The sequence below is a fragment of the Candidatus Neomarinimicrobiota bacterium genome (genome assembly GCA_016784545.1).
GTDB lineage: Bacteria > Fidelibacterota > UBA8477 > UBA8477 > JABMPR01 > JABMPR01.
On sequence record JADHUM010000074.1, the window covers coordinates 1 to 15,092 of the forward strand.

12 protein-coding genes and 1 tRNA gene are annotated in these 15,092 nt (G+C 43.4%); 3 read left to right on the forward strand and 10 right to left on the reverse strand.

Going from position 1 to position 15,092, the window contains the following annotated elements:
• Window positions 1–215: 215 nt before the first annotated feature.
• Window positions 216–599: a nuclear transport factor 2 family protein gene (locus ISR87_14160; GenBank protein MBL7026583.1), complete on the reverse strand. Its 384-nt coding sequence runs from the start codon at window positions 597–599 to the stop codon at window positions 216–218.
• Between the two features lie 164 nt (window positions 600–763).
• On the opposite strand from ISR87_14160, the gene ISR87_14165 reads away from it, so the two are divergent.
• From ISR87_14165 to trxB, 3 genes are all read left to right on the forward strand, one after another.
• Window positions 764–2,122, forward strand: coding sequence for a PAS domain S-box protein (locus ISR87_14165; protein MBL7026584.1), 1,359 nt, complete (start codon window positions 764–766; stop codon window positions 2,120–2,122).
• 2 nt (window positions 2,123–2,124) lie between these two features.
• Window positions 2,125–3,480, forward strand: coding sequence for a sigma-54-dependent Fis family transcriptional regulator (locus tag ISR87_14170; GenBank protein MBL7026585.1), 1,356 nt, complete (start codon window positions 2,125–2,127; stop codon window positions 3,478–3,480).
• A 111-nt stretch (window positions 3,481–3,591) separates the two neighbouring features.
• Window positions 3,592–4,536, forward strand: coding sequence for a thioredoxin-disulfide reductase (gene trxB / locus ISR87_14175; GenBank protein ID MBL7026586.1), 945 nt, complete (start codon window positions 3,592–3,594; stop codon window positions 4,534–4,536).
• A gap of 89 nt (window positions 4,537–4,625) precedes the next feature.
• Here trxB and ISR87_14180 read toward each other — a convergent pair whose 3' ends face one another.
• The 9 genes from ISR87_14180 to ISR87_14220 all read right to left on the reverse strand — a co-directional run bounded on the left by ISR87_14180 (window position 4,626) and on the right by ISR87_14220 (window position 14,937).
• Window positions 4,626–5,183 (reverse strand): class I SAM-dependent methyltransferase, encoded by a 558-nt coding sequence (locus tag ISR87_14180; GenBank protein MBL7026587.1) that lies wholly within the window; start codon window positions 5,181–5,183, stop codon window positions 4,626–4,628.
• Window positions 5,184–5,271: 88 nt separating this feature from the next.
• On the reverse strand, window positions 5,272–7,638 hold the full coding sequence (locus ISR87_14185) for a hypothetical protein (GenBank protein ID MBL7026588.1): 2,367 nt from the start codon (window positions 7,636–7,638) through the stop codon (window positions 5,272–5,274).
• 98 nt (window positions 7,639–7,736) lie between these two features.
• The gene (locus ISR87_14190; protein ID MBL7026589.1) at window positions 7,737–9,920 is read right to left on the reverse strand and encodes a right-handed parallel beta-helix repeat-containing protein; all 2,184 of its coding nucleotides are present in this window, start codon (window positions 9,918–9,920) and stop codon (window positions 7,737–7,739) included.
• 146 nt (window positions 9,921–10,066) lie between these two features.
• Window positions 10,067–10,158 (reverse strand) — tRNA-Sec (locus ISR87_14195).
• A 3-nt stretch (window positions 10,159–10,161) separates the two neighbouring features.
• Window positions 10,162–11,028 carry an SPOR domain-containing protein gene (locus tag ISR87_14200; protein ID MBL7026590.1) on the reverse strand — a complete coding sequence of 289 codons (867 nt, stop codon included), beginning with the start codon at window positions 11,026–11,028 and terminating at the stop codon, window positions 10,162–10,164.
• Window positions 11,010–12,140 carry a hypothetical protein gene (locus ISR87_14205; GenBank protein ID MBL7026591.1) on the reverse strand — a complete coding sequence of 377 codons (1,131 nt, stop codon included), beginning with the start codon at window positions 12,138–12,140 and terminating at the stop codon, window positions 11,010–11,012. The genes ISR87_14200 and ISR87_14205 overlap by 19 nt, the downstream gene beginning before the upstream one ends.
• Window positions 12,141–12,155: 15 nt before the next feature.
• Window positions 12,156–12,470 (reverse strand): LapA family protein, encoded by a 315-nt coding sequence (locus ISR87_14210; GenBank protein MBL7026592.1) that lies wholly within the window; start codon window positions 12,468–12,470, stop codon window positions 12,156–12,158.
• Between the two features lie 8 nt (window positions 12,471–12,478).
• On the reverse strand, window positions 12,479–13,747 hold the full coding sequence (miaB, locus tag ISR87_14215; protein ID MBL7026593.1) for a tRNA (N6-isopentenyl adenosine(37)-C2)-methylthiotransferase MiaB: 1,269 nt from the start codon (window positions 13,745–13,747) through the stop codon (window positions 12,479–12,481).
• A 149-nt stretch (window positions 13,748–13,896) separates the two neighbouring features.
• Complete coding sequence (locus tag ISR87_14220) at window positions 13,897–14,937, reverse strand: CapA family protein (protein MBL7026594.1); 1,041 nt, start codon at window positions 14,935–14,937, stop codon at window positions 13,897–13,899.
• Window positions 14,938–15,092 lie beyond the last annotated feature (155 nt).

Here is a 15,092-nt window from a genome sequence, read left to right on the forward strand (position 1 = left end):
ACAACCTTGTTGTTCGCAACAAAGGCTAGAAAACTTACATGGACGGGGTAGGACGTACCGTCAGGAAACCATCTGTAAAAAGAGGTTCTGGGAATAATTTATCTCTTGACTTTCTTTTTCATAGAAGACTGATTCGATATTCCATTGATTAGCCGTTCTCTACCGACGCCACTTGGTTTGGCCAGAAAGCATGGTACCTGAGCATCCAGGATTCACTACCCTTTAACATAGGACCAGATTTTACAGATCAGACCCTGCTTTAGTTCTAGAATATCTATTCCCCTGAGATTGGCCAGTTCCCCTATATTTTCCGGGAAATCATAGCGCCAGCGCATAATGCATTTGAATCCAAGACTGCTGATATCTTCCAATTCAATACGAGCACCAGGATGTACCTTAAAAAAATCCTCCCAAAACTGAGTCAGCTCCGATTTCCCTGAATAAACAGCCCCTGCGGGAGTCGGGCCAGAGGACTCCAGGATACAATCTACAGTAATTAATTCTGCCAAGGCTTTCACATCATTCTTATTGAAAGCCTCGTTATATTTAAGACCGATCCTAATGGCTGATTCAACACGTGACATACGTATAGGATTCATAGGTATATCTCCCTGAGCGATGCCACTATGTCACTCGCAGATGTAAGCTAATTGGGTTAGATCGAATCAAAATATTTTGCCCTCAGGAATCCCTTGCTTGTGGGATAACCTTCAAAGTTAGGGATACTTCACATCAGAGCAACTCCAAAGCAAATATTACCTTTTTGCCCTTATTAGTAGTATTCCCACTTTTGAGAATTACCTTCAACGATATGCTCAAGTATTGGCGCAAATTATTAGAAACAGCACGGTTCTTCCACCTGGGATGGCTCCTCCTGGCAAGCTTCAGTGTTATCCTGTTTATTCTGGGTGTCTGGGAGATACTTGAACATCAGATTTTCAAGAAAACGCTTGAAGCATCAGTCATCATTGGCCTGGCTGTTAGAGGGTTTCTTGTCTTTGTTCTGCTGGGTGGCTGGACCATCTGGATTGTCTATCACTTCCGAATTCAGCTTGTCGATCAGCTTTCAGCCACAGAGAGCCGTTATAGAAATATTGTTGAGAATTCTGCTGACGCCATTATTACCATTGGTGAGGACAATCGCATACAGAGCTGGAACAAGGGCGCAGAACGGTTATTTGGTTGGACGGCCAATGAAGCTATTGGCGAAGCTATTGGAATAATGATTCCTCATAAGCTCATGCAATCGGGAGAGCTTCTCTGTCTGGCCTATGGTATCACCAAAGCCAATGAGGTTAAGAACTACCAAACCGAACGTCTGGATAACCGGGGCAGGACAATCCCCGTAAACCTCACTGAGTCCGCATTGCTTTCCAATGGGAAAGTCCTGGGACGATCCCAGATCATCAGGGATATATCAGAACTTCAAACCATTGAACATCAGATGCGGCAATCAGACCGGTTGGCTACTGTCGGTCAGTTGGCAGCAGGTGTGGCTCATGAAATTGGTAATCCCCTTACCTCTATTTCCTCCCTGGTTCAACTCCTTGAGCGCAGAATGGACAACCCTGATCATATTGGTAAATTAGCCAGAATTCGAGCCAATATTGAGCGTATTACCAAAATTGTACATGAACTGGTCGATTTTACCAGACCACCTGCCACTGATGTACAGACAGTACAAATCAATGATGTCGTTGAAAATGCTGTGGGACTCATGAGTTATGATAATCGAAGTCAGAAAATAAAAATAGAACTTGACCTCTCCCCCAACCTCCCAAGAATTAAAGCCTCGCCTGATAAATTGCATCAGGTCGTTGTGAACCTGCTTGTGAATGCTTTTGATGCCATGCGGGAGAGCGGAGACACAATTATGATCACGACCTCAGCAAATACCTCTTCGGTCTCAATAAATGTGACGGATAACGGAGGTGGAATGACACCTGAGGTTTTGGATAAAATATTTGAACCTTTCTTTACCACCAAAGATATAGGTAAAGGAACAGGTCTGGGACTTTCTGTGAGCCATGGGATTATTAACAGTATGAAGGGCTCGTTGAATGTAAACAGCACACCCGGTGAAGGGGCTACCTTCCTCATCGAAATACCGAAGGAATCATAAATATGGATACATCTATTCTCATTGTTGATGATGAGCAGGAAATCAGAGACTCTTTGTCCGAAGTATTGACCGATGAAGGATTTTTAACCTATACAGCCGAGAATGGCGCAGTTGCCCTGGAAATGATGAAGGAGATTCATTACGATATCATTATTTCTGATATCAAAATGCCAGAGCTCGACGGTGTCACTCTCCTTCAAAAGGTAAAGGAACAGGCTCCCGACACTTTTGTGATCCTGGTTACTTCGTATGGATCGACTGAGACCGCTATCAACGCCATGCGCATGGGGGCTATTGACTACATCCTCAAACCCATCGATTTTGATGAACTTATTTTGAGAATAAAGAACATTGATCTTCATAAAGAGCTCTTACGAGAGGTTCGCTTCCTGAGGCAGGAAATATCAGCCAAGTACAACTATGAGCATATCATCGGTGAGAGCATCGCCATGAAACGCATGTACAGACTGATTGATAAGGTTGCGCCCTCCACATCAACTGTATTGGTGGCTGGTCGGAGTGGTACAGGTAAAGAACTTGTGGCTCGAGCCATCCATGCTCGTTCGGAGCGGGCTCACAGACCATTTGTGGCTATTAACTGTGGTGCCATTCCTGAAACGCTCTTCGAATCTGAGTTGTTTGGATACAAGAAAGGTGCTTTCACGGGAGCTTCAAGAGATAAAGATGGTGTTTTCAAGGCAGCGGCTGGAGGTACCCTATTTCTGGATGAAGTTGGAGAAATTCCGCTCCAGGTACAGGTTAAGCTTCTTCGAGTAATTGAGATGCGGGAAATCAAACCCCTGGGAAGCAATACGATTATCCCCATAAATGTTCGCATTATCGCAGCGACCAACCGAGATCTGGCCAAGGAAGTCGAAAAAGGCTCATTTCGTGAAGATCTGTACTATAGACTCAACATAATCGAGATTTATCTGCCAGCCCTGTCAGAAAGAAAGGATGATATTCCTCTTCTGGTCACTCATTTTGTCAATAAATACAATAATGAGTTAAAAAGAAGAATCATTGGTGTGGACAATGATGCCATGAAAAATCTGGTGAATTATAACTGGAAGGGTGAAGTAAGAGAGCTGGAGAATATTATAGAAAGAGCCGTACTTTTAAGTGACGGAGATATGATATCTCTGGAAGACTTGCCCAAGCGGACAGTTGAAAGTTCGAGCTCTGGCTATCCAGATAATCTCAAGGAAGCCAGCCGCAGTTTTGAAAAAAAGCATATTGTTCATATGCTCGAGAAATGCGAAAATGATAAAGCCAAAGTTGCCGATATTCTGGGTATAGGATTGAGTAGCCTCTATCGCAAAATTGATGATCTGGGGATTGACACCGAAAGCGAATGATTTTGTAACAAATCTGATTTTGGGGTGTCAAAGTATACGCAACATTGAAAATGAATGATTCGCTATCACCACATAAAGATGGTGGAGCTTGATAAAATAACTGGAGACATTATGTCAGAACAAAACCACAAACAGGTTATCATCATTGGTTCTGGACCAGCCGGATTAACAGCTGCCATTTACGCGGCGCGAGCAAATCTTGAGCCCATTATATTTGAAGGGGATCAACCCGGAGGTCAGTTAACAACCACGAATGATGTGGAGAATTACCCAGGCTTTGAAGAAGGAATTACTGGACCAGAGCTGATGGATGTCATGCGTAAGCAAGCTGTTCGTTTTGGGGCCGTATCAAAATTTGAATATGTCACTGCAGTCGATTTCTCATCAAAACCGCACAAAGTCAGCGTTGGTGATAAAGAATATACTGCTGACGCAGTGATTATAGCAACTGGCGCGTCTGCCAGATACCTTGGGCTGCCTTCTGAGCAAAAGCTTAAGGGTTTTGGAGTCTCTGCCTGTGCTACTTGTGATGGGTTTTTCTACCGCGACAAAGAAGTATTCGTGGTTGGTGGTGGTGATTCAGCGCTGGAAGAGGCGGGATTTTTAACCAAATTTGCTTCTAAAGTTTATCTGGTACACAGGAGAGATGAATTCCGTGGTTCGAAAATCATGCGCAAACGCGTCCTGGATAACCCAAAAGTTGAAGTCCTCTGGAATACAACTATTGACGAAGTTCTTGGAGAGCCTGATAAAGGTGGTGTCGTCGGTGCCATATTAAAAGACACGGTTACTGGAGAAACCAGGGAACAAGCCATTGATGGTATTTTCATGGCCATTGGTCACACACCGAATACAGCGATTTTCAAAGATCAGCTCAAGACTGATGAAACAGGATATCTCATCACCAAGCCCGATTCAACGGCTACTGATATTGAAGGTGTTTTCGCAGCAGGTGATGTCCGCGATCACGTCTATCGTCAAGCTGTCACAGCAGCAGGCAACGGTTGCATGGCAGCTCTGGAGGCAGAACGCTACATCACGGAGATGAATGATTAACGATTAATCAGAGATTGATGATAAAGAAAAACGAGGATTAAAGTCCTCGTTTTTTGTTTCTGCGCTAAAAAGTTTTATCAGACAAACTCTTAATCCACAACTTCCTCAAGAAGTACGGTTAAAGTGCCCTCATCTGATTCAGATAAATCCCGTTTTAAATCATCAATGAGTATGGCTGACTGGTAAAAGTTGGTTCGTTTAAAAATACGTGAACCAAAACATTCATTAAACAGATCGTCAACCCTCTCTGGGGTGAATATTGTCTTGTGGTAAATATCATCAGGATGATTTAGGGGAAAACTGAGTAGCAAACATCCACCAGGTTTTAAAGTGGATATTAAGGCTGCCATTCCCACTATGGGATCATCTAAATGCTCAAGCGTCTCATAGGAAATAATTGCATCGAATTTGCCAAGCTTGCCAACCTCCTGAATGGGAAGTTGCTCAAAAACTCCGGAATAGTTTTGCCTGGCATACTGAAGTACGGACCCATCCAGGTCTATCCCCACATAATCACAATCTTTTAGGAATGCTGAGCCATACCCACTTCCACAGGCTGCATCTAGAACTCTGGATCCAGGAGAAATATATTTCCCAGCTAAGCGATATCGTTCAATATGTTTAACTGTAATAGGTGAGATGAACATTTGTACATCACGATGCAAAATGTGTTTTCTGAAAAGATGGTAGAATCTAATGATTGAGTGATTTATGGATTTAAGTTTCATCAATAGATCAGCGTAGCACAGCTAATTTCTGGCTGGCTGCTTCTCCTTCATCATTGAATAAAAATAATATGTAAACGCCACTGCCAACCTTATCCCCTGCTTCATCGCGACCATCCCATTGCGCTTCATAACCCTGTACATCATCATTCAGGTAGGTCAGTTCTTTTACCAGGGCACCTTGAACAGTAAGAATTCTCACTGAAGAGTTGTCCATCAACCCTTGTATAATGACCTTTTCATGAATGTCTGGATTGAATGGTTGCGGATAAATATGTATGCTGGAATAGGTCTCTTTAGGTTGTGCAAAGGGTGTGTTTAAGAGAGAGATACCCTTGGGGGTGGATAAATACGTTCGTCCCGTTTCTCCATCAAATGCGGCAGAATAGATCTCATTGTCCAACAAGCCGGAATTGCTGGTGTTATAGCCATAACCACCATTTATCCACCGCCCATTGTCCTGCAGAACATGTACACCTGCATTGTCAGAGAGGAACCAGTGATTCCCCCTCTGATCTATTTCAAAGCTTGTGACGTTATAATCTGTCAATTGCCAATATTCGTAATAGTCTGCTTCTATCTGTGACATATAGAGGCTGGCATGATTTTTTAGCTCTGAGCTGGTCAGCCACCGCGTTGGAAGCGACATACTTTGTACACCTGATGGTGTAAGAATCCATAAAGTGTTGTGGGTATCCACCTCCAACTGCAATATTTCATTTGAAGCCAGGGGGGAATCAGTAGACAGATGTGAGACATTTATCTCCATATCGTTTCGAAGGGAACCATCTACAATCTCCAGGAAGTCAATACCCCCAGAGGCTTGAAGTTCCGTTCGCACCTGAGATCCCAACCAGACCATATCATTGTCATCGATTGCAATAGACTTGACCGATCTACTATTCAAGCCACCCTGATATTGGTATATGTGATAGACACTATCGTCAGGAGTCAGGATACTTAGAACCCCACCCCCTTCTCTGACAAATTTCGTGGTTACCCACACATTGTGTTTGCTGTCAACAGACATTTGCCCTGGTAGCACATAGATATCACTGTTATAAGTCGGCTCGAGGCTACCATCTGATGCACTGAAATATTTAGATTCTCCAGGCTGCTCATCATCAAGTTTGAAAACACCCCGCCCCTGGAGCGTGAAAAATGTGTTTCCATCACCATCAGAAACAATGTCTTCAACAGGAGCATTTCCTATAAAATCGAGCGTTCCGACAATCATTTCATTCCAGTTATATGAATCTTCGTCAAAATCAGAATTAAAATTTCCAGCCTTTATGGTTCGCCAGCCAAAGTCCGAATATATGCTGAACCCATTTGGTGCCCCTCCAATAAGCTGGTCAGAGGCATCCACCAGCAGTTTGTTGAAACTATGGTCTCCCGGTCGGTTTGCTGAATATGGCTCATATAGCTGATCCTTGTATAGTGATAAAAAATCAGTGCTACTGGCCACCCATATTTCATCATCGAACAGTTCAATGCTATTGATATGAGCAAGATTATAAATGGGAGTATCTACTTGAGTCTGTAAATTGAATGAAACTAAACCGACATCCGTAGCGAGTATCAGCGTGTTACTTTCTGTAGGAGATTCGTGCATATCTGAAATTTCATCTTCTGAAAAATATCGCCCGAAGTAATTATCAAAATTATACTCATAGATTCTGCTGCCAGCAGCGATTAGAACAGAGTTCATGTATGGGAGACTCCTGCTCATATCAGAAGCAATAGCAGGGATAGGATCCACATTCCAATTCACTGGATCCTTTAAATTCCTGCCATCCAATTCAACCCACAATATCTCGCGATTTGTCCTGAAATAGAGCTTACCATCTACATAGCCAATATCTCCCACAAAACTCAAATCCATTGTGCTCTGATTTGGGAAGTTGTTAAATATGTCAAGATATTCAATAACCTCTGCGCCCTTCCTATACAGCAATAACCCACCTCCAAGATCATTCCTATAGGTGGCATACACCGAATCTCCCACTTGAACAAAACTGTTTGTTTCATCCAGATCCACAAACTCTACTCTCAGGAATTGAGATGTGTTCAAATCCATCACTTCCACAATTGGTCCTGGACTCCGAGCACCAATCCATAGCAGATTATCTGAGTCTATATAGGTAGAAGTAAGATCAAGGTTTTCTGTTAGTCCACTCTGTACACCATAGCTAAACAACCCATTGGCTTTATCAAAGACCAGGAGACCGCCATCGCTGGCCATAATGACTTCGTCTTCCAGGGGCAGCATGGTCCTGATTTCTGTGAGTGTTGGAATTTTTTCCCAGGTTCCTACCTGAGAATAGGCGGCAGTGCATGAGAGAAGCAGGAATATCAGTCTAATTGAGGTTTGCATATTTTTACGATTATGCCTCTTAATGAATTGGTTTGAATCCGGTTTTATTACCACACATACGGGATTTATACAATCTAAATGCCCTCACGTTCCCATCTTTATGGTTGAAGGCTTGGACGAGTTGTAGGCTGGGCTCCCAGAGCTCCAATGAGTAATCCATTATCACCTCCATGCAAGCATGGCGAGGTCGGAGCTAAGTAGTGGTTCGTACCAAAATCAGGGTCGCTATATATATTCTGAGACTCCGTCGAGGCAGATTGATCACTTGCAGTTGCAGGATAGATGCAGTTCCATTTAAATAAGTTCTCCTGCCTTAACATTTGACGATCAGGTATGCCAGTATGGTAAAATATGTTATGATCCACAGCATGGAGTGATCTTTTGGCAGCTTGAATGCCACCTATGTTGTTGGCAAAAGTATTACTTTGCAGTTGAATGTCACCCGAAGAAGCACGCGATTTCAGAACCCCTCCAGTTTTTGTAATCACATTCTGTCGCATGAGTATAGATTGTATATGAGGTCCTGCTAATTCCACAGAATAGCCATCTATCAGTTTAAACTGATTTGAGAGGATGCTCGCCTCGGCATAATTTCCAAGACGTATGCCCCTCCTGGAATTGCTCACTGAAGAAAAGGACAGGTTCAAAGATACTGAAGCTTCAGCGTTGAGGCTCAGCTCATTATCCCTGAAATGACATTGTGTAATTTTGGCCTGACTCCCTTCTCCAAGGTCCAATCCAATGCCATTGTGTGTAGAAGTGACCTTTTCCAATATCCCACTGCTATTCAGCAATTTCAGACCGATTTCTCTGCTTGAATCAATTACACTCGATTCTATCCGCAAAGATACTTCGTTTAGCAGCGCCCCATTCCTATTGTTGTGAATTCTGGCTCCAGAAATGAGCAATTCATCTGCGGAAAATATCTCAAAACCTGTATCAAGATTAGCAAGCCATTGATCTCCTGTGCTGGTCATGGAACCAATTTCCGAGAAGTAGGCCCCACTCTCATTTGAAACCCACACATTATCATTCATTTTAAGTTTAGGAACGGATTGGATATCGCTCCCAAGGATATTTGACTCAACCCGATTGGAATCGAGGTCAACAAAGAGAATCTCCTTTATCACCACTCCTGAGCTGTTTCCCTTGACTAGGTTCTGGGAGGCATATACTTGATCACCTCCATTAATATTCATACCATTCATACGGTTTGAGCTGAGCAGACTATGATCTATCCCCAAACTGTCAAAATTACTTACCAACAGCCCTTGCCCATTGTTAACAAGACTGATTTGCTGGAGATCAATCAATTTAAATGAGGTTATGGTCAGGCCAGTAAGTGGATTTGCCTGGAAGGATGCATTATTGATCCATACCTCTTCTCCTTGGGTGAACTGGAGGCCTTCCCCCCCATTGTGACCCACTCGTATGCCAGCTATCCTGCTTCGATGCGTCTCTGTGATGACGCCACCACTCTCCCCGTTCCCAATAAATTCTGAATTGATGAGTCGCAGCGTATCCACAGAATTCAACTGCATCCCATTTACAAGATTACCCAAGGCGGAGTAATTCAGAATGCCACATATCTTCGCATCACTCAAACTCAAGCCATGTCGACCATTTTCCCGGGACTCAACCTGACTTATCAGAACATAGTCACATCCGCTGATGGCGATCCCATCCTGGAAGGAATCAATAATCCGCACTGAATCCAGCCAGACTTCAGCAACCGAATTTATTTCCAGTGCAGATCCCATGGTATTACGAAGAATGGACTTATGTAGCTCGAAAAGATCACCTCCACTTGCATAAACGGCAGTTTTTCCGATCTGTTCAAAAAAGCTGTCAAATATCTTCACTTGACCCCCACGCATGTGGATGGCACCTGCACTCTGAGCAGAGAAATTTACATTTCTCAATTCCAGAATTGCACCTGAGTCAACTTCGATGGCCCAGAAGTCGCTTGGTTTAAAATCGCAATTTTCGAGGATGAGAGATCCGGAACTCACTCGAATAAGTGCAGTGTCCCCCCCAGTCCCCTGGAAATTGAAATCAGATATATAGACTTGTGCATCCTGATCCACCTGAAAACAACCGCGATCATCACCTGACCAGAGTGGTCTTAATTCATGCCTTCCCTGAATGCGAATACTACGCGGAATATCCCTGAATGAAGTCACGTCAGAACCTGAGTATTTGACAATATCTGGAGGCACACCCAGGGTATCAAGTGCATCCAGCGTGGAGAGCTGGATAGGATAATTTATCAGATTTTTCATGCGTATACCCTGGCTGCAGGCAACCAGCAATAGCAGATTCAGCAGTACGAAGCTATTTCCGATGATTTTTTTTAGACTCTGGGTTGGTATGTGAATGTTCTTCATGAATTAAGTCGGATATCTGATACAAATATGGTGCTGTTTAGCGGGAATGTATAGGAGTCGAACCTATCCACCGGCTCTCCACCGGCATAACAGCTTTGAAGGCTGCAGTGGCCACCGGACCACATACATTCCCATGTTAATTATTGGCTACCGGGAAAGAGGGAATGCCTAAAGCAGCATCAAGCATATCCGCTACGCTTGTTGCAGCTGTTTTTGAGGTATAGTCCCCAACCATTATCAGGTAAAGTGTCTTGCCGTTGGTAGATCGCTCTTTTATCGTAGTAGAATATCCAATTGATTCGATTTGATCAGCGAGTCTTTTGGCATTGTCATAATTGCCAAAAGCGCCAGCCTGTAGGGAAAATCGCCCCTCTGGTTTAGTACTTTCTGCACTCAGATCCTGTCCCAAACTCCGGATGGGGGCAGCTTCTTTTCGCGGGGCTTCAGGACTATTTATGGAATTTTGTCTGCGACCAGGTATGCGGGTTAAATCCAATTCTTCCGGGATATCAAAGGCCACATTGGGATAAAGATTTAGTATGGTTGCCAGATCTGCATAGACACTATCCATTTGTCTGGAAGCAATACCAGCCCTCAAGGTCAGATTTACTGCATTAATAATATCAGGATGATCTGGTTGGGATCGTATCAATCTGGTAAAATGCTGACGGCTCTGCACATAGAGACCCTGAGCATAGTAATACTCACCCAGGTGCATCAATGCTGATGAAGCGTATTCACTCCGTGCATGATTGCGGACAATATCCTTATAAATGCCGGCAGCAACCAATGCATCATCTTGCATAATAGCTCGTGCGTACCTTACTCCAGGATGACCAGGATATTTATAACTCAGATCGGAAAGAATTGTCCGGGCGCTATCCATTTCCCCTAGTTGAATGAGATTCAACAATCCAGCCACATCTTGAGCAGAAGTGAAGGAAATGCTCCCGATGAATATGATCACCAGAAGTGATGTTTTAATCAGACGTGCTTTACCCATCCGCATTTATCACAAATGTATCGAGGTTCATCACTAATGTTTCCACAATCGGGGCAGGTGAGAATTCTCTTTTGCCGGTCTGAGGTAATAAATCCATCAATTGTTGCTTTGCGTATATCCTTGTGACCAAGTTTTTCCAGAATGTTAATCTGCCCCAGAATAAAGCTCAAATTTGAATAATCTGGATCTTTAATATCCTCCAGGAGGGACAAAGCATCTCTGAATTCACCTTTACGCTCAAAGTAATTGGCCAGACCTATCACAACTTCAAGATTATCAGGTTGTTTTTGGAGAAGGCGGTGGTAAAATTGCTCTACTTGCTCAAATTGACCCAGCTCAAAATACATTTTCTCAATCTCAGCAAATACTATAGTTCCGGCTGTGGAATCCAGCTCCACAAAATTTGTGAAAAAGTCGATAGCATGTTTAAAGTTACCCTCTTCCTGACGAATTTTTCCCAGCTGGTAGTAGGGAGCAGCACACTTACTGTTGAGCTTTATGGCTTGTTTTAGCAGGCTCACAGCTTCAGATTTCTTTCCAGCATTTTTCAACTGAAGCGCTTCTTCAGTTTTATAAATTGCCGGCAATAGGGGATCTGCCTTGCCACCTGCAGCATTCTCTTTTTGGAAGGCCTTGATGGCATCAGCCCACTTTCCTCGTTTAACTGCATAGCGATGTAAGGCCTGCAGAGCCCAAAGATCTTTCTTTTTAATTTTAAGAATGGCTTCAGCGTGCTGAACAGCCTGGGGATATTGCTTCAGGGCTTCAAAGTCTTTTGCCAGACGTTCGTGAGCCATGAGCAGAATGTCCTCATCAATGCCCTGTCGATTGAGAACATCTTCATGAACAGCGATAGCCTGCTCAGCCTTTCCAAGCTGTCTGTACAAGTCACCAACCTGGAGAAATGCCCCATGATTTGAAGTCTCATTCCGTGCAATTTCTCGTAATTGCTGAAGTGCCTCTTTCTTCTCTCCGGCAAGTATGTGGTTGAGTGCTTTAATCTCTGCTCCTCGAGCGCCAATTTTCTTGGGTTGGCTAAAAAAGAAGTATCTGACAAACAGCCCCACTATTGCCAAAAATAAAAGTATAACTAATAATGTGATAAGGTCCATGGTATGTTCCCGCCCCTATTGGTTATTGGGTTCTACATCCTCATCTTTTTCCAGAACAGCCTGACGACGTTTATCAACCTCACCCTGGAGTTTCTCACGTTCTCGGTCTATCAACTTTAGACCTTTTCGTAATTTGAGGTTCTGCCCAATGGTTATGGCGAACCCAAAAAGGATACCCAGTATCACAGATCCAAGAATAACAAAATATAGCGGTATGTTTGAATATACTGCCCCCATAAGTTTCAAATCCACTGGTGTGGCATTCTGTGTAAATACCCATACAACGGTTAGAAGTATGGCAACTGTGATAAAAACTTTAATTTCTTTCATCTACTCCCTCACTCTAAGATGCGACCAAACAGTGTGATCCCTTGCGCATCAATGATTTCAACCTTAACCAAATCACCTGGTTCTTCACCTGCTTTATCAAATATAACAATTTTATTGGACCGTGTTCTACCTTGATGCTGTTTTTCAGATTTTTTTGAATTCTTTTCTACAAGCACTTCGACCTGTTCGCCAATGTGCTCTTGATTTCTCAGAAGTGTGTGCTCACGCTGTAGGGCGATCATGCGTTGAAGCCTTTCCTGCTTGTCATTCTCAGGTACTGTGTCTTCAAACTCGGAGGCCTTTGTACCAGGTCTTGAAGAGTATTTAAAGGTAAAGGCTGTGTCGAATTTGACCTGTTTCATCACATCCAGGGTTTCAAGAAAATCAGATTCAGTTTCACCGGGAAAGCCAACAATCATATCCGTACTCAGGGCCAGACCCGGTATATTGTCTCTCATTTTTTGAGCAAGATCCAGAAAATGTTGCTTGGTGTAAGTCCGGTTCATACGCTCTAAAACCTCGTCGCTTCCAGCTTGCAATGGGAAATGAATATGATTACAGATCTTAGGATTAGAAGCATGTACCTCAATCAATTCATCGTCAAAGTCCTGTGGATGCGGTGAGGTATACCTTATCCGTTGAATGCCCTCAATAAGGGAGACTTCGTGGAGCAATTCATGGAACCGCCGTCCCTCATGATTAAATGAGTTTACATTTTGTCCCAACAAAGTTACTTCTTTAAAACCATCATCTCTGATCTGTTTAATTTCCTCAATAATACTTTCAATTGAGCGACTTCGCTCTCTACCACGAGTGAAAGGCACAATACAGAAAGTACAAAATTTATCACATCCCCGCATAATTGAGATCCAGGCATTGATACCCTCTCGTCTTGCAGGGAACAGATCATCATAGACCTCCATCCGGCTCAACTTGGTATCAACAATATTTTCTTTGGTATCAACTGGCAGTGAAATCATACCTGGAAGTTTGCGGTAGGAGTCCGGACCCAGAATAATGTCGACATATGGTTTGCTCTTGAGCAGGTCTTCCTTGAGGTTTTGGGCCATGCAACCCAGCAAGCCTATCTTCACATCAGGATTGCGATCTTTGAATACCTTCAAATTTCCCAATCGGGCGTGCACTTTTTCCTCGGCATGCTCGCGGACGGAACATGTGTTCACCAGAATAAGGGTGGCCTCATCTGCAACCTCAGTCCTTGTATATTCATCTTTTTCTAAAAGACCTGCGACCAGTTCTGAATCATATTCATTCATCTGGCAACCATAGGTCTCGATATAATATTTCTTTGGATTATTTATGATCAAATCTCGCTTTCAAACTCATTGGGCCCCCACTTAACAACGATGAATATATTTTTCCGGCCAATGACCTACAAGGCTATTAAAGGAAGCGATAGCAATGATTATTGGTCCAGAATGAGGGTTCCATCTGACTTTAACCTGGAACCTGATTGTGGACGATCCGCTGTTGTCAGAGAATCAACTAAATGGCTGAATCGATGTTCCCCGTCTACAAAAGGGACGCCCCAATACTTTTGCTCAGTTGAGATGAGCCTACCACTGACCATATCACCACTACTGTTGAATTGCACATCCAAGATTGCTCCAAATCGTCGTTCTGCTTGAAGATTGAATCTTCCATATGTTGCAAAATTAGCCAGAGAATACACGATTAGCTTATCTTTGTATAGCTCCATAGCACGAGCTATATGAGGTCCATGACCCACAATTAGATCCGCTCCCGCATCAATCATTCGATGAGAAAATTGTATCATATGTCCTCTATCTTCGCCCATATAATACTCTGTGCTATCTGGAAGATGCATGGCTGCAAGACCTTCTGCGCCACCATGGATAGAAACCAAAACAATATCATGATCTAGAGCCAGATTTGACACCAGGCTTTCAGCAGTCTCCAGGTCTAGAGAGCTATTACAATACCCGCCACTATGAAAGGCAATGAACGCAATATCAACACCCCTAATGGTTTTGCTCCCATAAGTACCCGGTCGGCCAGACCAGCCAATGTCATTGATATCCAGAGTTTCCTCAGTTTTTGTGACACATTCAGATCCAAAATCACCGATATGATTGTTGGCCATAGATAGAAAGTCGAATCCCGCTGATTTTAAATCTTTTCCATAAATTTCTGGCATACGAAAGACATAGCAATCCAGAGAGTCCGGTTCACATTTATCCGTGAGTCCGCTATCACAGAGAGTCCCTTCCAAATTCCCCAAGGTAATATCTGCATCTTGAGTTACTGGTCGGATATAATTAAGAATACTCCCTTTTTCATCAGGACGCAGGAAACCCTCAGGATGGTAGGATCCCAGCATGATATCGCCTACCGCTTTGATACGAATGGGGCTTTCTTCAGCAGCACCGTGGGTGATGAAAAGAATCAGGAGAAGTGTGAAAGTAAGTTTGGCTGTAATTTTCATTTTATTAGTACATAGGTCAATCGAGTAGGAGGATAGGGATTAATTCCCTATCCGTCCTCTCACACCACCCTGCGTACGGTTCCGTACAGGGCGGTTCCTTAATTTACACCTTAACATTTCGGTAATAATCCGTGAAAAAGAGGTATCCAGCTTCT